The sequence below is a fragment of the Dehalobacterium formicoaceticum genome (genome assembly GCF_002224645.1).
Taxonomy (GTDB): domain Bacteria; phylum Bacillota; class Dehalobacteriia; order Dehalobacteriales; family Dehalobacteriaceae; genus Dehalobacterium; species Dehalobacterium formicoaceticum.
Map to the genome: position 1 here is coordinate 2,408,968 of NZ_CP022121.1, position 24,110 is coordinate 2,433,077.

20 protein-coding genes are annotated in these 24,110 nt (G+C 43.2%); 10 read left to right on the forward strand and 10 right to left on the reverse strand.

Going from position 1 to position 24,110, the window contains the following annotated elements:
- Positions 1-56: 56 nt before the first annotated feature.
- Together CEQ75_RS11665 and CEQ75_RS11670 are read right to left on the reverse strand one after the other, a co-directional pair.
- Complete coding sequence (locus CEQ75_RS11665) at positions 57-2,333, reverse strand: S8 family peptidase (protein ID WP_157677439.1); 2,277 nt, start codon at positions 2,331-2,333, stop codon at positions 57-59.
- Complete coding sequence (locus CEQ75_RS11670) at positions 2,323-3,447, reverse strand: ATP-binding protein (RefSeq protein ID WP_089610829.1); 1,125 nt, start codon at positions 3,445-3,447, stop codon at positions 2,323-2,325. Before CEQ75_RS11670 ends, CEQ75_RS11665 begins: the two co-directional genes overlap by 11 nt.
- Positions 3,448-3,883: 436 nt before the next feature.
- Between CEQ75_RS11670 and CEQ75_RS11675 the strand changes: the two genes are divergently transcribed.
- From CEQ75_RS11675 to CEQ75_RS11695, 5 genes are all read left to right on the forward strand, one after another.
- Entirely contained in the window at positions 3,884-4,447 is a 564-nt protein-coding gene (locus CEQ75_RS11675; RefSeq protein ID WP_089610831.1) for an acetate uptake transporter, read from the forward strand.
- A 428-nt stretch (positions 4,448-4,875) separates the two neighbouring features.
- Entirely contained in the window at positions 4,876-6,369 is a 1,494-nt protein-coding gene (locus CEQ75_RS11680; protein WP_242965473.1) for a serine hydrolase domain-containing protein, read from the forward strand.
- A 4-nt stretch (positions 6,370-6,373) separates the two neighbouring features.
- Positions 6,374-7,528 carry an exonuclease SbcCD subunit D gene (locus CEQ75_RS11685; protein WP_089610834.1) on the forward strand — a complete coding sequence of 385 codons (1,155 nt, stop codon included), beginning with the start codon at positions 6,374-6,376 and terminating at the stop codon, positions 7,526-7,528.
- Positions 7,525-10,722, forward strand: a complete 3,198-nt coding sequence (locus tag CEQ75_RS11690) for an AAA family ATPase (RefSeq protein WP_089610836.1) — start codon at positions 7,525-7,527, stop codon at positions 10,720-10,722. The genes CEQ75_RS11685 and CEQ75_RS11690 overlap by 4 nt, the downstream gene beginning before the upstream one ends.
- A gap of 126 nt (positions 10,723-10,848) precedes the next feature.
- Positions 10,849-11,163, forward strand: coding sequence for a TIGR04076 family protein (locus CEQ75_RS11695; protein WP_089610838.1), 315 nt, complete (start codon positions 10,849-10,851; stop codon positions 11,161-11,163).
- A gap of 25 nt (positions 11,164-11,188) precedes the next feature.
- On the opposite strand, the gene CEQ75_RS11700 is transcribed toward CEQ75_RS11695, so the two are convergent.
- Positions 11,189-12,088 carry a DMT family transporter gene (locus CEQ75_RS11700; protein WP_198306523.1) on the reverse strand — a complete coding sequence of 300 codons (900 nt, stop codon included), beginning with the start codon at positions 12,086-12,088 and terminating at the stop codon, positions 11,189-11,191.
- 535 nt (positions 12,089-12,623) lie between these two features.
- On the opposite strand from CEQ75_RS11700, the gene CEQ75_RS11705 reads away from it, so the two are divergent.
- Positions 12,624-14,285, forward strand: a complete 1,662-nt coding sequence (locus tag CEQ75_RS11705; RefSeq protein WP_089610840.1) for a putative polysaccharide biosynthesis protein — start codon at positions 12,624-12,626, stop codon at positions 14,283-14,285.
- Between the two features lie 68 nt (positions 14,286-14,353).
- On the opposite strand, the gene CEQ75_RS11710 is transcribed toward CEQ75_RS11705, so the two are convergent.
- From CEQ75_RS11710 to CEQ75_RS11725, 4 genes are all read right to left on the reverse strand, one after another.
- Positions 14,354-15,403: an LTA glycolipid anchor biosynthesis glycosyltransferase, IagA/BgsA family gene (locus tag CEQ75_RS11710; protein ID WP_089610841.1), complete on the reverse strand. Its 1,050-nt coding sequence runs from the start codon at positions 15,401-15,403 to the stop codon at positions 14,354-14,356.
- A gap of 13 nt (positions 15,404-15,416) precedes the next feature.
- Positions 15,417-16,013 (reverse strand): TVP38/TMEM64 family protein, encoded by a 597-nt coding sequence (locus tag CEQ75_RS11715; RefSeq protein ID WP_089610844.1) that lies wholly within the window; start codon positions 16,011-16,013, stop codon positions 15,417-15,419.
- A 114-nt stretch (positions 16,014-16,127) separates the two neighbouring features.
- On the reverse strand, positions 16,128-16,817 hold the full coding sequence (locus CEQ75_RS11720; protein ID WP_089610846.1) for a response regulator transcription factor: 690 nt from the start codon (positions 16,815-16,817) through the stop codon (positions 16,128-16,130).
- Between the two features lies 1 nt (position 16,818).
- A complete protein-coding gene (locus CEQ75_RS11725) occupies positions 16,819-17,994 on the reverse strand; it encodes a sensor histidine kinase (RefSeq protein ID WP_242965148.1) in 1,176 nt (391 codons plus the stop codon).
- Between the two features lie 858 nt (positions 17,995-18,852).
- On the opposite strand from CEQ75_RS11725, the gene tnpA reads away from it, so the two are divergent.
- Entirely contained in the window at positions 18,853-19,170 is a 318-nt protein-coding gene (gene tnpA, locus CEQ75_RS11730; protein ID WP_089610477.1) for an IS66 family insertion sequence element accessory protein TnpA, read from the forward strand.
- Here tnpA and tnpC read toward each other — a convergent pair.
- Positions 19,159-20,751: an IS66 family transposase gene (tnpC, locus tag CEQ75_RS11735; RefSeq protein ID WP_089610849.1), complete on the reverse strand. Its 1,593-nt coding sequence runs from the start codon at positions 20,749-20,751 to the stop codon at positions 19,159-19,161. The two genes, tnpA and tnpC, sit on opposite strands and share 12 nt — an antisense overlap.
- Before the next feature lie 72 nt (positions 20,752-20,823).
- Positions 20,824-21,174, reverse strand: a complete 351-nt coding sequence (gene tnpB, locus CEQ75_RS11740) for an IS66 family insertion sequence element accessory protein TnpB (RefSeq protein WP_089610481.1) — start codon at positions 21,172-21,174, stop codon at positions 20,824-20,826.
- A 179-nt stretch (positions 21,175-21,353) separates the two neighbouring features.
- Between tnpB and CEQ75_RS11745 the strand changes: the two genes are divergently transcribed.
- On the forward strand, positions 21,354-21,872 hold the full coding sequence (locus CEQ75_RS11745; RefSeq protein WP_420828419.1) for a VTT domain-containing protein: 519 nt from the start codon (positions 21,354-21,356) through the stop codon (positions 21,870-21,872).
- A 215-nt stretch (positions 21,873-22,087) separates the two neighbouring features.
- Here the strand turns inward: CEQ75_RS11745 and CEQ75_RS18425 are convergent, their stop codons facing one another.
- Positions 22,088-22,231 (reverse strand): hypothetical protein, encoded by a 144-nt coding sequence (locus CEQ75_RS18425; RefSeq protein WP_157677440.1) that lies wholly within the window; start codon positions 22,229-22,231, stop codon positions 22,088-22,090.
- A 508-nt stretch (positions 22,232-22,739) separates the two neighbouring features.
- Here CEQ75_RS18425 and CEQ75_RS11750 point away from each other — a divergent pair.
- Positions 22,740-23,030 (forward strand): transposase, encoded by a 291-nt coding sequence (locus CEQ75_RS11750; RefSeq protein WP_089610851.1) that lies wholly within the window; start codon positions 22,740-22,742, stop codon positions 23,028-23,030.
- Between the two features lie 14 nt (positions 23,031-23,044).
- Entirely contained in the window at positions 23,045-23,899 is an 855-nt protein-coding gene (locus CEQ75_RS11755; protein ID WP_157677441.1) for an IS3 family transposase, read from the forward strand.
- Positions 23,900-24,110 lie beyond the last annotated feature (211 nt).

Sequence of the window (24,110 nt, forward strand, 5' to 3'; positions counted from 1 at the left end):
ATAAGTTTCCATATTAAAAATATGCTTTCAGCTGCTTCTTTGCTGCTCTTGCTGAATTACCTTATGTCGACTAATACGCGGTTAATATTGCGGATTTCTATAGGAGCTAAGTTTTGATACTGCTGGAGAATAGCATCATACAAAGCGCCGCCGTATTTTGGGGCATCAATAGTTATAGCTGTAAAATATTTAATCTTTTGTGTACCGAACCCATTACGCCCGATGGCATGGAGTGTTAATGCAGGATTCAATATCGAAGAACCCCTCATCGTTACAAATTTTCTGATTACGGTATCCCATTTCAAATCTACAGCCCGTAAATCCGTCTCATCCCAATATTTTTTTGCTGGATGGCTCTTAGGAAATTCCGACTTGGAATAACCATTATCTAATAAACCCTTTACCTGAACTGCATGGTCAGGCTTGAGAAAGTTAAGCGTTTTACTTGAAAAGCCTTTTTTTGTAAAATTGTAGGTCATGTCATGAGGAATAAAGGTATCCTCGATACAGTTGCATGAATAAGCGTCGGGGTCGTTTACGTTCGGATTCACGATAGTCGAGACAGTCCACGTTATGGTGATATTTCCTTTAACATCATTAATTTTGGGAGCAAAAATAGGCAATCTGACTGTTTGCGAAGAATCAAGTACACCAGAATAGAGAATTGTAACTTTGTTATCTTCGCAGTTAAGAATATCATCAACATTATCAAGACAAAATCCAAATCCCTGTTCATCCTGCGTTAATGTGTTACACTTTTGAGCGGTGTGAATTAATAAAGTGCGACCGATATGAGGAATAATTCCGTCGCTCTTAGCCATTAGCTTCCCAATTTTATGTACTGCGAACGGTGATGCGAAGCTTGTCCCTGCAGAGGTTGATAAAGTATTGGGAGCTGCTCCGACTAACACAAAGGGTCTATCAATGCTTCCACCAAACTCAAGTATATCGGGCTTAATTTTGGCACCTTCTCTGCCTCCGCCGACACAACTGTATGATGCCCGTGTTTTTGAGCCGTCAGCGGCAAAGGTGTATGCTCCGATACCCATCCCGTTAACCATATCCGATGGTGACTGAATTCGGTTATGTGGATAATCACATTCGCCATCATTTCCAACTGCGACACAGATTAAAGGGTTTATATCACCATCGGCAACTTTATAGGTCAAAAGGTCGAGGACGTAGGTGAAGCGACTTATGCTATCATCTACAATCGCCCCCACCGGGCCGAAGGACAGGTTATATAGTTTGATGTTGGATTGTCCTGTTATAACATTTTCGATAGCATCAATAGCCTCGTAAAGCTCTAAATCAAAACGATTTTTTATGGGCAGTACACGATAGCTCTCAACGGACACATGCGGTATTTCCAATCTATCTGTTGAACTACGCCCGGCAAGGTTTCCATATAAAACAGTTCCACAAACACCAGTACCGTGTTCTACGCAACTGGCATCCTCTGGCTCGGAAACACAATCGATGGCGGTCACATATTTGGACAACAAAGGCACGCTTTCGGCGACACCACCATCAAATACACCGACTGTAATCTTTGACTTTTTCTTTGCATCTGGCGCTTGAGGTGCGCTATTTGAAGGTAGTGTTCTGATAGGTGCAATACTGACCTGGCCCATTGGATGAATAGCTCTCAAAGGGTTTAGTGCCGATATTTTTTCTACTTCATCTTTGGAGCAATTTGCAGAAATAAAGGTTGGACCGCCGTCGTAACTGCGAATAATCATACGATCTTCTGGTAATTTGCTTGTGCTGCGAAAAAGAGAAATCATTTCATCTGTTTCGCCAGCCATGGGATGCAATATTATTTCAACGGTTCCAGAATCCCAATCATCGGGAAACCCCATAATTTTTTCATCCCGAGAAAGCAAATCCATGGAGCGAATGGAGCCAATCTGATTTCTCCATGATTCAACATTATCCTTGAGGCCTTTTTCTAAAGTGGTTTTCAAGTTGCTTAGTCCCCGATCCGTTGCCTTAACAAAATAAAGCTTAGCATCTGTATCTTCTTCAGATTCAATTCTATATTTCCTACCGCCGACTATTTCTAAGCTCCCATCACCAGGGATAATTGAAGTAGGAACGTAAGATTTCGCTTCAAATTTTGGCTCCATACGAACGCATATTACTTTTTCGTCCAAAAATATTTCTTCCTGCTTCTGTACCTGCTCAAAAATATGATCGATATAGCGGATCATATTTTGTTTTGCAATTGGATACTCATTAGGAATTTTCTTTTCCATAGGACGGGTCTTCTTCCTGATTGGTTCAACATATAGCTCGCCATTAGCGATTATTGGATGTTTTTCATTCGACATGCTCTTCATCCCCCTTTCTGTTTACACTGAGATATCTTGAGACAGTGGTCGATGGTATTTGTGTTATCATCGAGATATCTCTTACGCTCAAGCCGGAAAATTCTTTTTTTAGTAATCTGCAGATATTGGTTTTGTCTTCTTTTGTTGCTAAGGGTTTTATTTTATATAATTCCGATAATGCAATTATTTGAAGAGGTTCGTTCGGACTCAGGAACGCCCTCCGTTTCATATGCTCGCTTAGTTTACATATATCTGCGGCATTTATATTTTTCGTGTGCTTGACTAAATAATCCAAAGTATCCTTTCTCAATTCATCTCCGAATTTCCCGAGATGCCTTATTAACAAAGAGCGACGCTCGCGTTCATCGGGCATGGAAATAGTTAAGGTTCGGTCAAATCGCCTCCATATAGCTTTATCAAGAAGCTCGGGATGATTGGTGGCGCCAATGATCACACAGGAGGAAGGACAGTCTTCCAATTCTTTTAATAACACATTTACCAAGCGTTTTAGTTCACCTAAATCGCCAGCATCATCTCTCCGCTTTGCGATGGCATCCAATTCATCCAAGAACAAGATTGTTCTCTGTGATCTTGCGTAATCGAAAATGTTTCGGATATTTTGACCAGTCCTACCAAGATAACTTGAAATCGACGATGCCAAGTCAAGCGTTATTATTGGCGTGTTTAATCGGTATGCAAGCCAATAAGCGATATAAGTCTTGCCGACTCCGGGAGGGCCATCAAGCAATATACTGTTAGGCGGAACGATATCTTCTCTCAGAAAATCTTCGAGGATTTGTCTTTCCTTGATAAAGTCTTCAAGCTGTTGCCTGATAAAATCCTCTAATATTGGATCGGGCATTTCAATCGGCTCTTCGATTTTTACAAGGGAATACCTTGTTTCCTTATCAACGGGCAACGGCTGCAAATCAATTGAGCGGGTTACAGGGCTATCGAGTCTTGAGTAGGCTAATGCTTTTGTTATTTCCTCGGCGGCAGCGGGGTAGTCCTTTTTTATTTTCCTTGCAATCATGAGCGCCGTTGCCTCAATGTTCTTTTTATCAGCTTCCAAGCTTGAACGGACAAGTTTGGGTATTAAATCAAATGCATTCATCTGTTCCACTCCTTGCGATTATTTAATTTTGGCACAGTTATATAATAACCATAATTCAAGAATATGTCAATAGATATTGTTCCATTTTATAATATAAATCAAAAATGGCACAGAATATTCGAAGCAGGACAGAGGCGAGTATAGTCACAAGTGAAAATAAAATAAGCGAGGCAATATCGTCACGATGTGCCTCGCTTGTTCCATTTCCGTATCGGTTTGGGGTATGGTTCAATAAGTTACCCTATTGGAACGTGCCTTTTCCCAACTTTTTTATTTTTTTAGCTGGGAAGATCTTTCTCCTGACTATGACATCCAATCTGACCACTTAACTAATGCTCAGAATGACAAACATGAATGGATGTTTCATATTGTAAAGACAGTCACTTCATGGTATATTTTTAATGGTATTAAAATAATTAATAAAAGGGGGGAGAAAATGACAAGCGAAAACAATCAATCTTCTATTGCCAATCCATCACCACTTGGACTCTTGGGGTTTGGCATGACCACATTGCTGCTGAACCTACATAATACTGACATCATACCTTTATCAATTGTAATTGTAGCAATGGGTTTCGCTCTTGGCGGGTCTGCCCAGATAATAGCCGGAATTATGGAATTTAAAAAAAATAATGTATTTGGCGCAACTGCCTTCACTTCTTATGGCTTTTTTTGGTGGTCTTTAATCATGATCTGGATCAATCCATTTCAGGGAATTGCAGCTGCAGATGAAAAAAGCATGGGATTTTATCTGCTATTATGGGGTATCTTTACTTTAATGATGTTTGTAGCTACACTGAAGCTTAGCCGTTCATTGCAATTTATCTTTCTGACCTTGACAATGCTATTTATTCTTTTATCAATTGGAGATTTTACCGGAATTCATTTTATTAAAATTTTAGGTGGTTGGGTAGGAATAGTATGCGGAGCTTCAGCAATTTATACAAGTCTTGCTCAGGTTATCAATAACGAATATGGAAAAACAATGTTACCACTTTAGTTTAAAAAACCTGAAACATAAAAAATGAGCAGCTTTGGCTGTTCTTTTTTTATGCTTTCTGATAAATTTTGAATATGTATTTGCCCTTTCTTAACATAAAACACAGAATAATTCTCCGGTTACATAACCCAATACCCCAATTAATTTTGCACCTCAATGCTTCCCGGGTAAATATTTTGGCAAAAAAACAGGACAATTGCCTCCTCTTGTCAAAATAATTGGCCATACCCGTTTCTTGCTTACTTATGAACACAAGCATAAAAACAAGCATATGAACACACGCATATGAATACGTTAAAAATTATTCCCGGATATTTAACGGTTAAGGAATCCAGCAGGTAGCCGGAAAAGTACATTTCGTATGTTTTCGTATGTTTTTGAAGAAATTGGATTGGAGCCATCTTATTCAAGGAGGTGCGGACTTGAAAATGAAAAACCCAAAACGGCTTGGAGGCCGCTGGATATGGGTATGGTTTATCCTTTTATCCTTATTTATCGGGTTGGTTCTTGCATTGTTTTCCGGCAGTTTACAAATCAAACGAAATATCCACGCTGATGCCTCTTTGGACGATTTCCGGGGGTATATGGATGAACGCATCCCCGCTTTAATGAAATTGTATCAGATTCCAGGCTGCAGCATCGCACTTGTGCGTGATCACGAAATTGAATGGACTGAAAGCTTTGGTTACGCGGATGTAGAGAAGGGAAGAATCCTGACCACCGATGTCCCTATGAGCGTTCAATCCATCACCAAATCCGTTACGGCATGGGGAGTAATGAAGCTTGTCGAAAAAGGTTTGATTGATTTGGACGCACCTTTGTCGGTTTATCTGAAGAGCTGGAAATTTCCAGAGAACGATTATCCGGTGGAAAAAGTTACAATACGCCGTCTTTTAAATCACAGCGCGGGGTTGCCCCTGGGTGACTTCACCGACACTTATGCCCCCGGAGAAGAAATGCCTTCCCTCCGGGAAAAACTCACCCAAGAAGCGATTTTGCTGCGCGAGCCGGGAGCGGGGTTCTCCTACTCCAATGTGGGCTACAACCTGCTGGAACTCTTAATTGAGGAGGTCACGGGGCAAAGCTTTGCGGAGTATATGCGCTCAGAGGTGCTTCTTCCCCTGGGCATGGAAAGGGCTGCCTTTGCTGTAGACGAAACTATGGCCCAATATCCCCCTACGGGATATACTCTCGATGGAAAGCCGGTGCCGGTTTACCTTTATCCCACAAAGGCATCAGGGGGCCTTTTTGCCACGGTTGAGGATATTGCCCGGTTTGCGGCGGCGGACATGCAAGAAAATCCGGTACTAAGGGCTGAAAGTGTCCGGCTGATGTATGCACCTGAAAGTGAAGTTCGTAAAATCGGAATTTACGGACTGGTGTTTGACGCTTATGGATTGGGGCATTGTACCGAAACGCTGCCAAACGGTGCCCTCTCCGTTGCTCACGGCGGTCAGGGTAATGGCATCATGACCCACTTTCAAGCTGTGCCGAAAACAGGTGATGCCTTTGTGATCCTGACCAACAGCCAAAGAAGCTGGCCGTTTATATCCTATTTACTCAGCGACTGGGCCCAATGGCGTTCCTTCCCCTCTGTCGGCATGAGAAGAATTATTTGGGGGCAATACGTATTGAGTGCAGTAATCGGGATGCTGGTATCCGCGAGCCTGCTCATTGTTTTAAGCCTGGGTTTGAGCTTCGCTCGACAAAAACGAACCGGTATCAGAATATTTCGGATTGGCTGCGCGCTTCTTTTGCTGGGAACATTGATCTGGGCCGCCTGTCAGAAGTATTTATTTATATCCTCGGTCTTTCCGGTTTTGTCCGGATGGCTTGGGGGTGCGGTATTTGTGTTCGCCATTTTTTTATTCATATCGGCATTGATACCATGCCGGAGTCATATTCAAAATGTAAGGAGCTAAGCACATGAAGCTGTTACATATCGCAGATTTGCATATCGGCAAACGGGTCAACGAGTTCAGTATGCTTGAGGATCAGAAATACATACTGAAGGAAATCCTGAAAATTGCAGATGAGCATAATCCCCTGGGGATCATTATGGCCGGGGATATTTATGATAAAAGTGTTCCTCCGGGCGAGGCGGTTGAGGTACTGGATGATTTTTTGACGGAACTGGCGGCCAGAAAGATTCAGGTCTTCATCGTCAGCGGAAATCACGATTCCCCGGAGCGGCTGAACTTTGGCAGCCGGATTATGCAGCATACGGGGGTCTATATCGCAGGCACCTTTGACGGCAGGTTGAAGCATATTGTCCTTAATGATGAATTCGGTCCTTTAAATATTTATCTTTTACCCTTTATCAAACCGGCTGTGGTAAGCCCGCATTTCCAGGACCAGGATATCCAATCCTATGAGGACGCGGTAAAGGCAATAATTGATCATGAAAAAATCGATCCCCAGGAAAGAAACATCCTGGTTGCCCATCAGTTCATAACAGGGGGCAGTAAGGAACCGGAGAGATGTGATTCCGAGACAATTTCTCTGGGAGGATTGGATAATATAGATGCCGCCGTGTTTGATGTTTTTGATTATGTAGCTCTGGGGCATTTGCACGGACCTCAGTCCATCGGCTGGGAAACGGTTCGTTATGCCGGTTCACCCCTGAAGTATTCCTTTTCTGAAGCACGCCATCATAAATCTCTGACCATGCTCCAGCTAGGGGATAAAGGAGCCTTGGATATCGGGACCGTTCCCCTCCATCCCTTTCGGGACATGAGAGAAATCAAGGGTCCCCTTCATGAATTGATTGGAACTCACGGGTCATCTCCGGAAAATGATCAGGATTATATCCGGGCAATTTTAACTGACGAGGGTGAGTTGTATGATGCCATTGGACAGCTGCGCCAGGTTTATCCCAACATCATGCGCATCGACTTTGATAACAGCAGGAGCATAGAGGAGATTAACTCAAAATCTGCTGCTTATGGGGATGTAGCACAAAAAAGTCCCTTGGAATTATTTGAGGAATTTTATCTCAAGCAGAACAACGTGGAAATGACAGCGGAGGAACTTGGTATGATGGAGGAAGTTTTTGAGGATGCGGGGGGTGCCGGGAAATGAAGCCATTAAAAATAGTGATGAGTGCCTTTGGGCCTTATGCGGAAAAGGTGGAACTTCCTCTCACTCAATTGGGGCAGGAGGGCCTTTTTTTGATCACCGGAGAAACGGGAGCAGGGAAGACCACCATTTTTGATGCCGTCGCTTTTGCTCTTTTTGACGGTGCCAGCGGTTCGGTACGTACTGTGGATACCTTAAGGAGCGATTTTGCCAGACCGGAGACGAAAACCTATGTGGAACTGGATTTCTTGCATAAGGGGCAGGAATATAAAGTGCTGCGCAATCCTAAATATGAGAGGCCTAAAAAAAGCGGCACCGGTTTCACCAATGAGAATGCTGATGCCACATTCTACTATCCTGACGGCGGGGTAGTAACAGGCAACAATAAAGTTACCGAAAAAATTGTATCACTCTTAGGGATCGATTATAAGCAGTTCAAACAAATTGCCATGATTGCCCAAGGAGAGTTTTTGAAGCTTCTCCTTGCGGAAAGCAGCGAGCGGGCGGGGATTTTTCGTAAGGTATTTAATACGGATATTTATCTCTCGGTTCAGGAGGCCTTGAAGAAAAGAGAGAAAGAACTAAAAGGCCGATACGAGGAAAAAATACGGAGCATTTTGCAATTCATGGACGGCATCATATGTAATGAGGAGCATGAGGATTATGGGGAGCTTTCCGGACTGATAGCTAAGAACAGTGTCCACGGAACAGAAGAAGTCATTAAATTGCTTCAGGGGTTGATTAAGGAGGACAGATCCATCTTCCAAGCGGCTAAAATGCAGTCTGAAGAAATTGACAATTTGATTATGAGAAAGGCAGCGGAGCTTAAAGAAGGAGAATATGTAAATAAATCATTTGCTGCTCTGGAACAGGCGGAAGAATCCCGGCAGGAGCTTTTGAACAAGGCAGAAGAAATGGAAGAGAATGAAAAAGCAGCCGGAGCTGGGGAAAAGGCCCTCTATGGGGTAAAACCCGTTTGGGACATCTATTTGCGTGAGAAAAAGGCTCATGATGAACTAAAGAGCGGAATAGAAAAACTGAGTACGATAATTGAAAGGCAAATCCCGCAGGTGGAGGAGCTTCATTATGCCTTGCTGGCAGAGCAGAAAAAGGAACCCATCAGGGAGAGGTGGGCCGGTGATTTGATGAAGCTCACGGAAACCCTGCCCCAATATGAAAAAGTAGATAAGCTGAAAAATGAAAAAGAGAACCTGGAAAAAGATTTGAAAGCCGCAGAAATTTCCTTAGCAGCATTGAAAGCTAAGCAGGAAGAACTGTCGGAAAAGAAGGACAAGCTTAAAGAGGAGGAAGGTGCGCTGAAGGACGCGGATATCCGGCTCTTGGAGTGCACCAATTTACTCATCAATCTGGCCGCTGATGAAAAACTCTTCAATGCTATGATCACCGACATGGCTGTTTTGAAGCAGATGGAGACGGAGTACCAGGAATTGCAAGGATCCTTCCTAAAGGCGGAGAAATTATATCAAGGGATAAATGAGGAATACATAGAAAAAGAGCATGCCTTTTTTCGGGAGCAGGCAGGTATTTTGGCAGAGAGTCTGGAAGAGGGGTCTCCCTGCCCGGTGTGCGGCTCTACCCAGCATCCCAAGAAGGCCGAAGCGACAGCAGATGCCCCCAGGGAAGCAGACATCCAAAAGTTGAAAAGCCAAAAAGATAATAAACTGAAGGCCATGCAGCTGGCCAGTGAAGATGCCGGCCGGAAAAAATCCGAAATAGATACATCCCGGACTCATTTGATGCAAAGGGGCAAAGAACTGTTTGAGGAGCACACTCTGGAAATTCTGGGAACGCCGGAAAACTCGGAAAATCATGAAAATTCGAAAACTCCAAAAAATATCCCGGAGTTGGAGCTGATGACAGTAAGAAGTCTTACCCAAACCCTGGAAAATAAGGGTAAGCAGACTGAGGCAATAGGGATCCTGGAAGCCCAATCAAAAAGAAAGGTAGCCTGTGAGCAGGAACTGGGGCAGCTGGAGGAGACGATTCAGAAAATTAATGAATCTTTCACCGGGCAGTCAGAGGAGCGAGGCAGCCTTCTTGCAAAAGTGAGCAGCATCAAGAGTGAAATCAATACTCTCCTAGCCCTATTGGAACACCCCTCCCTGGAAAAAGCTCAGGAAATAATCGGGTTTACCGCAGAAAAACTTAAGGAATCAAAAAGGATGCTTAAGGAGGCAGAAAACCTCTATCAAGAAAACAAGGGTGCACTGGACAAAAATAAAGCATTACTCCTGGATCAGGAAGAGAGATTGAAAGGGGCTGTCCGGACAGCAGAGAATGCTTGGGCAGATTTTACAGGCAAATATCAGGAATATGGCTTTAGGGATGCGGAATCTTATCATGAGGCACTGCTCCCGGAGGAGAATCTTTCCCAACTGCAAAAGAGTATTGCCGACTATCGGGAAGCCTGCAAAATCACCAATGGGGATATCCTCCGCCTCAGGGAAGAAACGAAAGATAAGAAACCTCAGGATCTTCAGAAGATCCTGGAAGATCAAAAAGCATGGCAACTGAAAAAGGCTGCCTTGGACGATCAGGCGCAGCGGGTTCTGGGCAGGCTGCAAAACAACGAGAAAACGGTGCAATCAATTGTCAGGATTGACGGAGAGCGCCGCCAAACGGAAAAGGAATATCTGACGGTGAGCGGCTTAGCGAAAACTGCCAATGGGGAGCTTGCCGGCAAGCAGAAGCTGGCCTTTGAACAATTTGTCCAGGCATCTTACTTTAACCAGATCATCCAGGAAGCAAATAAGCGGCTGTCGGCGATGACAGGCGGAAGATACGAGCTGCTCCGGAAAGAGAACGCCACGGACCACCGGTCTCAATCCGGATTAGAGCTTGATGTATTGGACAACTACACCGGAAAGATCCGCACCGTTAAATCATTGTCCGGGGGTGAGTCCTTCAAGGCGTCTCTCTCCCTGGCCTTGGGCCTTTCTGATGTCATCCAAAGCTATGCCGGGGGCGTGGAGATTGATACCATGTTTATTGATGAGGGTTTTGGAGCCTTGGATACTGAATCCCTGGAGCAGGCCATTGTCACCCTAAACAATTTAACCTCAGGGAACAGGCTGGTAGGGATCATCTCCCACGTCAATGAATTAAAGGAAAGGATCGACAAAAAAGTGATCATAAAAAAGGGCATGCTGGGCAGCTCTATTGAGTTAATGGGATAGTTTACTGTGACAGATCCTCTTTGAGAGATATCAAAGCAGGTCATTTGTCGTTTGAAAAGCGACCGGCCGCTTCATCGAAATTGCTACCCCTAAAACATAATAAAACTGAGATTGGGAGAAATCAATATGAAAAAAGTAAAAATAACGGCGATGAAACAAACAGTTTATCAAGACTTGATAGATAAATATGAAAATCCCATACAGCACGCTTGCAATATGAAGATTGGGCAATTTTCTGTTGCTAATGGGTGGGAAAAGCCTAAAGAAATGTGTGATAGTGCATGGGAAAGTATGTCTCCTTTTGTTATGGCACTTGCCCACGGCGGCGAAGATTTTTATGACGGGTGGATGAAGAACAAGAAGTCGGCAATGATTTCGTGTAATGACGGCTTCCGTCCAGTGAGCTTTTTGATTGAGACACTGGATGAGGATGCGGAGTAAAAGATAAATCTAATCTGGAACTGGTCTAATATGGCGTAGTAATGCTATTTGGATTTTTTCGTTTGAATATTCCTTCAGTAAATACGGCGCCACCGATAACCAATAAAGCACCAAGAACTTGGATTGGATCCAGTATTTCTCTTAAAAACAAGACTGAAAAAGCAACAGCCGATAGGGGCTCCAGGTAGCCGAAAGTCGCGACTGTTTGAACGGGCAAATTATCAATCGAAGAAAAGTACAGGTAACATCCAATCCCAGTATTGATAAGTCCAAGGATGAATATGGGAATCCAATCACCTTCCCTAACATGAATGACAAAACCCTGCCGAAAGCCTAAAAAGATAGCTACAGTTAAAAAACTGATAGTTAGCTGAAGCATGGCATTGCTCATTCCTGTGATGCTATCCGCCTTTTTATTAAAAATCAACATAATTGCATACATGATGGCAGACATAACTCCACAAAAGAGTCCCCAGGATGTCTTGCCATCGTGCATCGCCTGTGTGTTTATGAGCATAATCCCAAAGATTACAGTAACAAATCCTACAACTTTGGGCAGAGTGAATTTTTCCTTAAACAGCAGCGGGGAAAGAACCATGACAATTACCGGGCCGCAGTAATAGGCAAGGGATGCGATACCGACACCGATTTGTTGATAAGCTTCATAAAGGAACATCCAGCTTACTGCCATTGCGATACCTGATATTGTAAGATAAATTAGATGTCGCTTGTTTTTGGTAATGTCAAGTTTATTTCCTGCTAATTTAAACAAGGCTATGAGCAATAAGCTGCCGATCAATGTACGTAAAAAGATGATTTCATAGCTTGTAAGTGAAATGTAGCTTGCGACAATGCCGTTTGACCCAAATAGTAATAGTGCCAAGATGTATTTGAGGTATGATATTTTGTTGATTGCTTTTACCATATCTGTACCCTCTTTGTTGAAAAAATCATGTACTTATTGTATCATGGCCTTGTGAATTACAAAAGTGAATGTTTGTCATGTAATATATGATAAAGTCAGATGCAAGGGTGTGCTCCAATATGGATATGGGATATGAATATGGATATTCAAAAATTCATGGCTTTTATCTAGACGGTGGAATATGGCAGCTTCACAAAAGCAGCTGCGCCAGCGATTTCGTTCCTCCTTGTTCTAACACAGGTATATCTGGATATCAATGTCGAACAAAGAACCGTCCCATGTTTGCTCCCATGTTTGCTTGCCGATCAAAAATAGTTTGACCTTTTTTAGAAAAGGAGTACAATTCGGGAATGAGGGGAAAAAATCAGGGGGATGAATGAATTATATTAAAATAGCGTTTGACATTTTCTTGCATTTGGATAAATATTTGAATATCCTCATAGGACAGTTTGGCACCGGAGCATTCGCAGCCAGCGGCGGCAATCAGTATCCTTAATTCCCGTATTAAGTCAAAATAAATCTAAAAGGTGTATAAATGGTTCAAAAACAGACTTCCACAAAAGGTTTTACCATATTAAGCATCGCCGGGATTATTAACAAATTCTTGGCAGTTATTTATGTGCCTATTCTTACCCTGCTTATAGATGATTATGGCAATGGGATATATAATGCCGGCTATATGATCTATACTCTGGTTTTTGTCATCACCAACACAGGTATCCCGGTTGCTATCTCCAAATTAGTTTCCGAACAGATGTCGCTGGGAAACTATCAAGCTACCAGACGCACCCTGAAGATTTCATTAGTCATTTTGGCGCTCCTGGGGTTTTTCACTAGCTCATTTATGGCGATTTTTGCGGGACCCTTATCTAGGGCCATTGGATGGCCGGAAGCCTATTTGACCATCTTAGCCCTCTCACCGACTATGTTTTTTGCGGCTGTCTCCTGTGCATTTCGGGGATATTTTCAAGGTCGGTCCAATATGATGCCAACTGCTGTCTCACAGGTTATTGAGCAGTTTATCAATTCATCGTTGACCATCATTTTTGCCTGGTTGATGTTACGCTATGGTTATCATTATGCTGCCGTACACGGGATTAGTGATGCGCATCAGGTCAAACTGATTGCCATCGAGTTTGCTGCGGCCGGTGGAACTGTGGGGACATCTGTCGGTGCGATCGGTAGTGTGGCATATTTAGCCATCGTTTATTTAAAGAGCAGGAAATCCATTATCGATGAAGTAGACTTACAGACAGAGAAATTTCATGTGGAGTCGAAACGGGTGATCGCAAGGAGAATTCTCAGATATTCATTGCCCATAACACTAGGTGTTTTTGCAGTTTATGCAGCCAATCTCATCGACATGAAATATACGAAAAGCCGTCTTATGACAGCTGGGTTTAGCGCCTATGAAGCGAGTTCACTTTATGGGATTCTAACGACCCAGTTTCAGAAAATCATGAATATCCCTCTTGTCATTTCAACTGCTATGGCTGCAACCATCATACCCTCGGTTTCTGCCGCCTCTGCCATCAAAGATATGGGACTGCTAAGCAGAAAAATAAATGAGAGCTTGCGGGCGATCTTTTTGCTCACAATACCGGCGGCCATAGGTCTTGCTGTTCTAGCCAAACCGGTGATAACCATTTTGTTTCCCGCTAATGTTCATGGTTGGGTTCTTTTGGAGATTGGTTCTACTGTAGTAGTGCTTATGTCACTTGTACAGGTACAGGGAGCAATCCTCCAGGGAATAGGGAAGACCCATTTACCAACTATCCATATGGTTGTTGCTCTAATCTTCAAAGTAATAATCAATTACAATTTGATTGCTATTAAAAGCATTAATGTCAACGGCGCTGTTATCGGGAGTATGGTCTGTTACGCCCTGGCTGCTATACTAAATCATTTAAGCATTAAAAAACATGCAGGGGTAGAGGTATATTTTAAAAGCATTTTCTTCAGGCCGTTATCTATTTCTCTGGTGATGGGGGTACTGGTTCTGTTTTGCTATAAAGGTTCAGAGATGCTTTTCTCCGGAATCATTGCTTCGGCCTATTGGCTCAACTTAATTTCTGTTTCTCTTTCTATCGTTCTTGGTGGAATTATCTATCTCTTTGGTATGATTAAAATTAAAGGAATTACTGCAGAGGATTTAAAAAGACTTCCGGTCAAGATACCCCAACGTTTAATAAATTAGCCCAAATAAATTTATCATTCTGATTAGGATCATAAAATTTTGGCTGCATGGAGGCATAATGAAGTGCATCATGTATCAACCGCTTCTAAATTGCTGTTTGCATGAAGATAAACGGGAAATAAAATATTTTCTTTTCTGTAAATGCTTAGAAGCTGTTTGCCCACAGCTTCCAAGCTGCGTTCCTGTGCAACTTTCAGGCCGGACTCCGTAAGAACGGGCAAAGTGCCGGTCAGGATGCCTTTCGCTTTTTCTTTGAACTCGGTCAGTTCTTTTGCTTTGTACACATTTTTCCGGTCAGCAAGCCAGCCCTCATAGACCGGAATATCCCGGACAAGAGTAGGAATACCGCAGGCGAGCGCCTCCAGCACTACAATCCCCTCGGTTTCTTCCTTGGAGAGAAACGCAAACAGGTCGCAGCCGCAGTAGGCATCCCGCAGTTCATCCCGCTCCACATAACCCGGAAAACACAAATTTTCCGGCGCATTCTTAATGGCAGTGCGTATACTTTTAGGAACAAGATTCAGATTGGTATATCCAAACCAAAAGAACCGCACATCCGGCATACTGCGCGCCAGCTCCACAAAATCCAAAAGCCCTTTGCGCTCAATATAATGACCGACAGAGATAACAGCTTTGGTATCCGGAAGAAGCTGATACTTCGCGCGGAATGCGGCGCGGCGTTCTTTGCTGGGTGCAAAAAAATCCGTGTCGATCCCGTTGGTGAGACTGTATATCGGTTTTTTTATCCCATAGCTTTCCAACAGCTTTTTCGAATAAGGCGTGGGGGTGATGATTACATCGCCCAGTTCGTAGCAAAGGATGATCCAACGCCTGAACAACGGCGCGAATAAATTGGAACACTTAAAGGAGTTTCGGAAATCCTCCATGGTGGTATGTCCATAATATACAACCTTCCTGTGCTGTTTCCGCGCCAGCCAAGCTGCCACCGGCGAATCAGGGAAGACAGTATTGATATGCACCACTGCTGACGGTTCTGCCCACTTGTTGGTTGTTTCAACACCGGCACGTTCCAGCATGGCTTTTTGATGCATAATTGCTTGTCCGACACCGCTTTTTCGCACCAGTGACAGGCCTCCGGCATATAAGGTAACACGCATATGAAAACTCCTTTCAATGCATCAGAGATACGATCTGATGAAAAACCGTATTCAATCCCAAGGTATAAAGAGCTATATTGGCGGGTTTACCGAGCAGGATAACGGCGACAAAATTTTTCCAACTCATTTGGGTGGTACCGGCCAAATAGCACAAAAAATCATCCGGTGCCACCGGAAGAAAAATCGCGATTGCAAACCATTTGGCAAATTGACTCGCGTTTCCCGTCCACGTTTCATACTTTGCAATTGTTTTCTCGTTAAAAATAGAGTATAAAATTGGCTTACCGCAGTTTCTGGCAATGCAGAATGCCGTAATGGAACCAATGCAAATGCCAATATAATTGTAGAGTAAGCCTGTCCATGGACCGAACAGCAATACGCCCCCCAAGCAGCCGAGACCCCCCGGAAGGATTGGAACGACCACCTGGACAGCTTGAAAAGCGATAAAAACCAGCGCTCCGATTGCACCAAACCCTGCGATATATGCCTGCAAAGCCTCCAGAGACGTGAAAAGATGCCGATTGTAGGCATAAACAAAAAACGCGATACAAACTGCCAGGCTGAGTACAGAGAATGCGTTGATGGTTCTTTTTGTTAAGTTCTTTGACATAACATCTAACCTCATAATTAAAAAATTCATTTGTTGCCTGTATTGAAACCAGTATAAGCAAGTGGATTAAACTTTGTCTATAATAGAGTTAAACTGCAGATAAAATATTATCAATTACGCCTTAAACCGGTAGCCCGCACCCCGGACAGTCTGGATATAACGAGGATTGCTCGGGTCTGCTTCTATTTTGTCCCGCAGCCGGTTAATGTGGACGGCAACAGTGGCATTATCGCCCATGGCGTCCATACCCCAGATGCGCTCATAGAGCGTTTCGCGGCTGAACACCACGTCCATGTTAAGCATCATAAACAGCAGCAGTTCATATTCTTTATTTTTCAGATCAATTTCTGTTTCGTTCATATAGACCCGGTGGGTATTGGTGTTGATGCGGATATTGCCCATGCTGATCTGCGTTGGTACGGTCTTGCCCGTCTGCTTCAATCGGGCGTACCGTGCCAGATGCGCCTTGACCCGCGCCACCAGCACGCTTGGCGAAAAGGGTTTTTCGATATAATCGTCCGCGCCGAGTCCAAGTCCGCGTATCTTGTCGATATCCTCCCGCCTAGCTGTGACCATCAGAATCGGAATATCCAGTGTCTCCCGCAGCTCACGGCAGACGGTAAAGCCATCCATACCGGGAAGCATAAGATCAAGCAGGATCAAATCAAAACCGCCCTTTAAAGCTTTTTCCATACCGCTCTTGCCGTCCGGCGCGATCTCTACCTCAAAATGGTCAATCACAAGGTAATCCCGCTCAATGGCGGCGATGGCGTTATCATCTTCTATTATCAATATTTTTTCCATGTTATTCCTCCGCTTTTGGCAGCCAAATTAAGATTTCCAGACCGCAGTTTTCTTGGGACTTTGCCTTAATGGTTCCCTTCATGCGGTGTACCGCATTGGCTGCGATGGCAAGGCCAAGACCACTGCCGCGATGGGGGTTCTGCCGTGACTGATCACTGCGGTAAAACACCTCGAACAGATGGGGCAATGCATCCTCAGAAACACCTGGGCCATCATCACAAAGAGACAGACAATATCCGTCGTTTTCCTCCTCCAAAGAAATGTCCAGATTTCCCGTCGCCTTAGTTTTATACTTTAAGCTGTTCTCGATAATGTTTGTGAGCACACGTCGAAGATGATCCGGGTCAGCCGCTATTGTCGCCGGCACAAGTACATTTATAGAGATGATAAGCCCCTTTTCCTCGTACTCTGCGCCCAGTGCTCGTACAAGCTGCCGCACCTCATCGTCAAGCCGCAGAAGTTCCGGATTGTCCGGGTACTCGCCCAGCTCCATTTTGGAGAACAAAAAGATCTTTGCCAGCATACGGTCGATGTCCTCGGCCTTGCTCTTTATGATTTCCAGATATCCTTTTTGGGCCTGGGGCGTTTTGGCAACACCGTCCAAAAGTCCCTCCACATAAGCGCGGATCGAGGTCAGCGGACTGCGCAGGTCATGTGAGATGCCGACAAGCAATTCCTTACGACTGTGCTCATGCTGCTGTAACAGCTCAACCGTTGTTTTCAGTCGGGTAGCCATTTCATTGAAGTCCGCACATATGGGAGTAAACTCGTCTTGCAAGTCATATTCGATGCGGTACTCTAAATTTCCTTCACTGATCTGTCTTACTCCTTCGGAAAGAATATCCAGCGGGTGTTCGATCTTCTGAAACACAAATTTGGTAAGAAAGCGGTTCGTGAGCAGAATGGAGAAGAAGATGGCAAATATCAGAATAATCGCCGACAGCGCAAGGGCAACCTTAAGAGTGCCATAGGATAGTTCCGATGGGCTGGCAAAGATCGCAATGCGGTAAACGATGCCGTCAATCTCCGTCTGCCGGACATACAGCTCTCGGCTCCCGTTGGAAACAAAGCCCTCGCCGCCCAATATGTTCACGGCTGCCAGCAGGGTCTTGTCGGCATCGGTACCAATTCCATACTGATAAATATTCTCGCCGGAGGAATCTACAGACAGCGTCATGGAGCTTTGGTCAAGGGCCTGGCTAAGTCCTGACAGTTCGTCTGGTCGGCCCTCGTGAGATATATCCTTTAGAGACTTCTCGATAATCAAGGCGATGCTCTGGCTGGCCCTATAAAAGTCCTTGCTATCCCCGAAACCGATTCCCGCGCTGTGCGTAACTGCAAACCAGATTATGCCCACGCACACAAGGGCAATGAGTGTGGTGATCACTACCGGCAAGAGAATCATCAGGATATTTGAAATGACAAGCCGTTTTTTTATCGTCATATTTTTTATTGTCATATAAAGTACCGCCTTGCTGACTTATATTCTAAATTATAGCATAGACTTTTTATTCGGTTTTAAACCCAACATAAACAATGTCGAAAGGAAAGCTTGTTTTTCCCTTTAAAATAATCTATTATCCATAGTTTAAGAATAGTTTAACTTTGTTTTCGGTGGAGTTTAAGTCGGGGGATTATAATATTCAAGTAAGGCTAAAGTGAACTCGTCCAGCTAAGCTGGACATCGAGACTTCGGTGAGGGACTCTACCCCCACCGAAGCAAAAAGTGGAACTCCCACTTATAGAAGTAGGAGTCTTGAAATTGGATAAAAAGTGGTTAAAAGTGGTTATAGGTTGGGTTAGAGTTATTTCAATAATCAATAATATGGGTTAGGAGAAGTGAAATGGGCAGTGTAATGAGCTTTATAGATATTTTTTTACATCTGGATCAACATTTAAGTATTTATATAAATGAATATAGCATATTTATCTATTTTATACTATTTGCCATGTAAGCGTCAAATACTACCCACATATTCTTTTGAATCTAGCTATGAGATAATGTCTCCATGATAACTATAAGGAGGCCTGCTCATTGACCAAAGTTGAAAAGTGCCAAATGTGGAAATCCAGGGTGAATGAATTTAAATCGAGTGGCCAAACGGCTACAGCATGGTGCACAGCACATGAATTGAAGATCAATCAGCTGCGCTACTGGATGCGTAAGTTTAAGTCAGAAAGCAAGTCAGCAGAGAAGAAAATGCAGTGGCTTTCCGTGGAGATCGGCGGGTTAGAAGTAAGCGAACCTCAAGAAGCTTTGCCCGTTCGTGTAGGCAAAGCAACTATTGAAGTGCGTCCGGGATTCAATCCCAAACTTCTCTCTGATGTCGTTAAGACGCTATCAGTTATTTGAAGAAACTTTGCAGGATTCCGGAAGCGTGTCCGACCATGGGAGCAAAGCATCCAGTTGAGCCATATTTCCCAAGTCAATGTTGGGCAACTTCTCAAATAGATACGTCAAATAATGAAAAGGGCTCAGATGGTTGGCCTTTGCCGTCTCAATCATGCTGTAGATGATTGCACTGGCCGTAGCACCCTTCGGAGTGTTACTGAAGAGGAAGTTTTTTCTTCCGATTACGAAAGGCTTGATGGCTCGTTCTGCTCGGTTATTACTGATTTCCAGCCGACCATCAAGCAAGAACGCGCACAGTTTATCCCACTGCTTCAGGCTGTAATCAATGGCTTTTCCTAAAGCACTTTTCGGAAGAACCTGTCTTTTCTTCGTTCTTAACCAGGCTTCGAAGACATCAAGAACCGGTTTGCTTTGTTCCAAACGCTTGTCGTATCGCTCGTCAGCATCCAGATCCTTGAACCCTTGCTCTAGGTGAAAAAGCTGGTTACAATAATCCAGCCCTTCTTTCGCAACAGAAGATGTCTGGTCGGAGCCTTTTGGCAAGGCTTTGAGTGCATCAGAAAAATACCTTCTGGCATGAGCGAAGCAACCGACCGGTTTGACACCTGGAATGCCGTTATACCCTATATAGCCATCAGTATGCAAATATCCATTAAAACCGTCAAGCATGTTTTGCGGATGCTTACTGGCTCTGGTCGTACGATAGTCATAAAGATAGATCGGCACATCCGTATGACCTGTAGCATACAGCCACATATATGATTTGTTAGCGGCTGTTCTTCCTTCTTCACGCAGCACTTGCAATATCGTTTCATCCGCATGTAAAATCTCATGCTCAATTAGCTTGGTATGCATGCGGTTGTACAGATGAACAAGCCAATCATTCGCACCGTGAATCATCCAGTTGGCCATTGTTTGGCGAGATAAATCAATACCAAAGTGTTTGAATTGCTGCTCCTGCCGGTAAAGCGGAACAGCTAAAGTATATTTTCGATCCATCACAAACGCCATTAAAGACGGTGAGACAAAGCTACCCGGAAGCACAGGGGCAGGCATTGGTGCAGTGATCACCGGCGTGGAGATGTCATTTTTCTCACAGTTACGGCATGTATATACGTGTCGCACGTGTTTGACTACCTTAACCTGAGCTGGAATAACCTTGATCTCCTTTCGGATTTCTTTACTCATCTGATGTAAATGCTCACCACACTGTGGGCAAGTTTGTGCTTCATCCGATAAGGGGTATTCCACAGTCTCTACGGGAAGATCATCAAGCATTTTGTCGTTCTTGCCCTTGGTCTTGCGTCTTTTATATGTAATTTCCTCAACCGTTGGTTCAGATGCCTTAGGATCGGCTTCTTGTTCCGCTTCATCGAAGAAACTTAATTGATCTGGATTGGTTTTCTCGCTGGATGCACCGAATCGCCGCTTCTGGCTTAAAAGGAACTGTTCTTCGTACCATTTCAGCTTAGCGGACAACTCTTCGATTTGGTGCTCTTGAACAGAAATTTTGTCCTTAAGACTTTGTATATGTTCATCCGTTTGAGGATGGTTTGCGTCTGATTCAGTTATGTTTTCCATGGCTTTATTATATCATTTTTCGCTAATGAAAGATAGCCAAAAACCGCATAGAATCAAGGTTTTTCGCAGTTTTTATATGATGATTCTCTCGCTTATTTCCGGATTGGCACTTGCCTGATGAAGGGGTAAACCATCGAGCAGCCATCGAAATTCTCGCTGGCTGACAGCAAGTGACTGGCTATTGCCATCTGGCCACTGAAAGTGTCCTTTCTCGAGGCGCTTGTAATGGAGCCAGAATCCATCGCCACCCCATTCTAGGACTTTGACTTTGTCCTTTTTGCGATTACAAAAGACAAAAAGATGCCTAGAGAATGGATCCAAGCGGAAATGCTCTTGCACGATTACAGCCAAGCCATCGATAGACTTGCGAAGATCCGTTGCGCCGGCTGCAAGATAAACCGTGTCTACTCGGCCTAACATCATAGCCACACTCACTTCCTTGTGATTGTCATGGAGGAGGTTTTGTCCCTCTTTTCGAATTCATTATCTCATAGTAAGAAAAGGACGAATATGTGGGTTTGATTTGACGCTTACATATAAATGAATATAGCATATTTATCTATTTTATACTATTTGCCATTATATTTTGTGAAACAGGTCTTGTGTTGACACCATTCCTGCCGGGGGACTTGCTTGTATTTACTACAGGTGCGTTAGCAGCGGCCGGTTCAATAAAGGTCCTGCCGATTTATCTGATTTTTTGTGTTGCTGCTATCGCCGGAGATACCTTAAATTATGCAATAGGACATTTTTTTGGGTACAAGGTTTCTGCGCATGAAAATATGCGCTTTATAAAAAGAGAATACCTTGAGCGCACAAACAAATTCTTTAAAAAACACGGTGGTAAAACCATTATCATTGCCAGATTTGTCCCTATCATCCGAACATTTGCACCATTTGTGGCCGGAGTGGGTATCATGCCTTATGGTGAGTTTGCTCTATTTAATGTAGCAGGTGGAATTTCCTGGGTAACAATTGCATTATTCAGCGGATATTTCTTTGGCAATTTGACCTTTGTTAAAGATAACTTAAGCCTGGTTATATTGGGAATCATTGCAGTTTCATTGATTCCTGTGGTCATTACATTGATAAAAAACGAATTGGCGATAAATGAGAGATAAGTTTTTTATTCATTGCTATATGAATGGAAAGGTTAAACCTATTGACATGTTTATTAGTAAAGTTATTATGTAATTAGGGGTCAAGTGCCTCGAAACGGCTCTTAACCCCTAACTCATTTAAGATATTCTACATCAAATTTTTAGGTTTACACAAATCCCGGGACACTACCTAAATTTATAGATCAGTCATCATCTTTTGTTTAAATTCCCCAGTCCTAGTCTTTCACACGCACCTTCACTTTAAAAGAGTTATTTTTAATTTCTAATTTTTTCTTACAACCATCATCCGATTGTCTTATTCTTACTTTTAATTTATCATCACATTTATCATCGCAACTTGAATTTCTATTCTTAGTCATGGCCACCCTCCTAATATTTTTTTTACTCTCTGCCACAATCTTATTACGATATATTTTATGAAAAGGTGGACAAAAAGGTGCCGGATAATGAAAAGGCTTGGTACGGGGATTGCGTGGCCGGGTAGAACAGGGGACGGTTCTTTGTTCTAGTATTGAAAAATCTTACTAACAATAAAACCGTTAAGTCTGGATATCTGTGCCAAACAAAGAACCGTCCCCTGTTTGTAAGTATCTGTGCCAAACAAAGAACCGTCCCCTGTTTGTAGACCCTGTTTGTAAGACCCTGTTTGTAAGACCCTGTTTGTTCCCCCTGTTTGTTCTAGAAAAGGGATCAAAAGCTGGGGATAACGATAATATTCAAAATGAAAACGACAATGAAGATCTTGCCGGATATGAAGACTAAGAACTGAACTAACCCAACTCCTCCTTAGAGTGGAGTGCTATAATTAAAGTGCAGTCCAAAATCGCAAGGAAATGATATACTAAAAATACAAAGGAGCGATTTTGGATGGCAAAAAGTTACACAAAAGAGGAACGCATTGAAGCTCTAAAACTAGCTAATGAAATAGGGGCAGCGGCAGCAGCCCAACGATTGGGAATTAAAGAAGGTACAATTTACGGTTGGAAAGCCCGAGCCAAGAAACAAAAAATGGTATTTGATAGTAACGGCCGGCAAATGAGCGAAGAAGAAATCAAAGCAGAAAATGACAGACTTCGCAAGGAATTAAAACAAGCCCGGGAAGACATAGAAATACTTCAGGATGCTTTAGGTTTTTTCGCAAAAAGCCGGAGGAAGTAAAAAAGGATCAGCGGATGAAGTACATTGAATTACGCAGCCAGGAAAGAAAATGGAGCGTAGCGGCATTATGTCGGGTACTTCAGGTAAGCGAATCCGGCTATTATAAATACCTTAGAAATAAAAGTAAACCCTACAAATATGCTGATCTATTAAAACAGATTTATGATCTCTTGAAAGAAGATCCGGAAAACGCAAATTATGGAGTTAAAAGAATATATCAATACCTAATGAATAATAAAAATTATGAAGGTAGCTATAGCACTATATACAGAATATGTAAAGAAAACAATCTAATGATCCATTGTAAAAGAAGGCCAAAAGGAATAACGAAAGCCGATTCTGAGGCACAAAAAGCAGAGAACCTCATAAACCAGGATTTTACAGCACAAAATCCCAATGAAAAATGGTTAATGGATATTACCGAAATACCTTGTAAAAACGGGAAGCTCTATCTTGCGCCAGTACTTGACTGCTACGACGGCAGCATACGTGGTTTTAAAATGGATACTAATATGAAAGCCGAACTTTGCGTAGAGGCCTTTAAACATGCCTGTCGCAATGATGGGGCCAGGGGAAGCCAATTTACCAGCGGTATCTTCAGAAACACCTTAACTCAATATGGGGCAATACAAAGCATGAGCAGTGTCGGCCGTTGTTATGACAATGCTAGAATGGAGAGCTTTTTTGCCACCCTAAAAAAAGAAAAACTATATCAGATGGATACTACAAAAATGACTACAGCAGAGGTTAAAACAGTAATATACAGGTATATTTGTTACTATAATTTAAGGCGTATTTATAGTACGAACAATGGATGGCCCCCAATGATATTTAGGGGAATGTATTACCAAAATCAAATAGCAGCCTAAATTGACTTTTTAAAATATAGTCCGATTGTTTTATGAAACCCCGGTGGCCTTGACATCCACCCCACGCGTGTCGTTATTAAATTACCGACGGGCGGCTCCGAGAAACATAATGTTTCATATAAGCCCGTCTAAAAACTATTTTAACACGCTTGGGGACCCCGTCTGTAAAGGCTCCCCTTCGGCACCTAAGTAGCCCAAGTGGTAATTATCT

Bases quoted from the DNA above. Each gene is read 5' to 3' on its own strand.
- CEQ75_RS11710 (WP_089610841.1), bottom strand. From the start codon at position 15,403: ATGCGTGTTACCTTATATGCCGGAGGCCTGTCACTGGTGCGAAAAAGC.
- CEQ75_RS11700 (WP_198306523.1), bottom strand. From the start codon at position 12,088: ATGGTAAAAGCAATCAACAAAATATCATACCTCAAATACATCTTGGCA.
- CEQ75_RS11720 (WP_089610846.1), bottom strand. From the start codon at position 16,817: ATGGAAAAAATATTGATAATAGAAGATGATAACGCCATCGCCGCCATT.
- CEQ75_RS11675 (WP_089610831.1), top strand. From the start codon at position 3,884: ATGACAAGCGAAAACAATCAATCTTCTATTGCCAATCCATCACCACTT.
- CEQ75_RS11690 (WP_089610836.1), top strand. From the start codon at position 7,525: ATGAAGCCATTAAAAATAGTGATGAGTGCCTTTGGGCCTTATGCGGAA.
- CEQ75_RS11665 (WP_157677439.1), bottom strand. From the start codon at position 2,333: ATGTCGAATGAAAAACATCCAATAATCGCTAATGGCGAGCTATATGTT.
- CEQ75_RS18425 (WP_157677440.1), bottom strand. From the start codon at position 22,231: ATGACTAAGAATAGAAATTCAAGTTGCGATGATAAATGTGATGATAAA.
- CEQ75_RS11750 (WP_089610851.1), top strand. From the start codon at position 22,740: ATGGCAAAAAGTTACACAAAAGAGGAACGCATTGAAGCTCTAAAACTA.
- CEQ75_RS11685 (WP_089610834.1), top strand. From the start codon at position 6,374: ATGAAGCTGTTACATATCGCAGATTTGCATATCGGCAAACGGGTCAAC.
- CEQ75_RS11670 (WP_089610829.1), bottom strand. From the start codon at position 3,447: ATGAATGCATTTGATTTAATACCCAAACTTGTCCGTTCAAGCTTGGAA.
- CEQ75_RS11755 (WP_157677441.1), top strand. From the start codon at position 23,045: ATGAAGTACATTGAATTACGCAGCCAGGAAAGAAAATGGAGCGTAGCG.
- CEQ75_RS11705 (WP_089610840.1), top strand. From the start codon at position 12,624: ATGGTTCAAAAACAGACTTCCACAAAAGGTTTTACCATATTAAGCATC.
- CEQ75_RS11680 (WP_242965473.1), top strand. From the start codon at position 4,876: ATGAAAAACCCAAAACGGCTTGGAGGCCGCTGGATATGGGTATGGTTT.
- CEQ75_RS11715 (WP_089610844.1), bottom strand. From the start codon at position 16,013: ATGTCAAAGAACTTAACAAAAAGAACCATCAACGCATTCTCTGTACTC.
- CEQ75_RS11725 (WP_242965148.1), bottom strand. From the start codon at position 17,994: ATGACGCTGTCTGTAGATTCCTCCGGCGAGAATATTTATCAGTATGGA.
- tnpB (WP_089610481.1), bottom strand. From the start codon at position 21,174: ATGATGTTAGGCCGAGTAGACACGGTTTATCTTGCAGCCGGCGCAACG.
- tnpC (WP_089610849.1), bottom strand. From the start codon at position 20,751: ATGGAAAACATAACTGAATCAGACGCAAACCATCCTCAAACGGATGAA.
- CEQ75_RS11695 (WP_089610838.1), top strand. From the start codon at position 10,849: ATGAAAAAAGTAAAAATAACGGCGATGAAACAAACAGTTTATCAAGAC.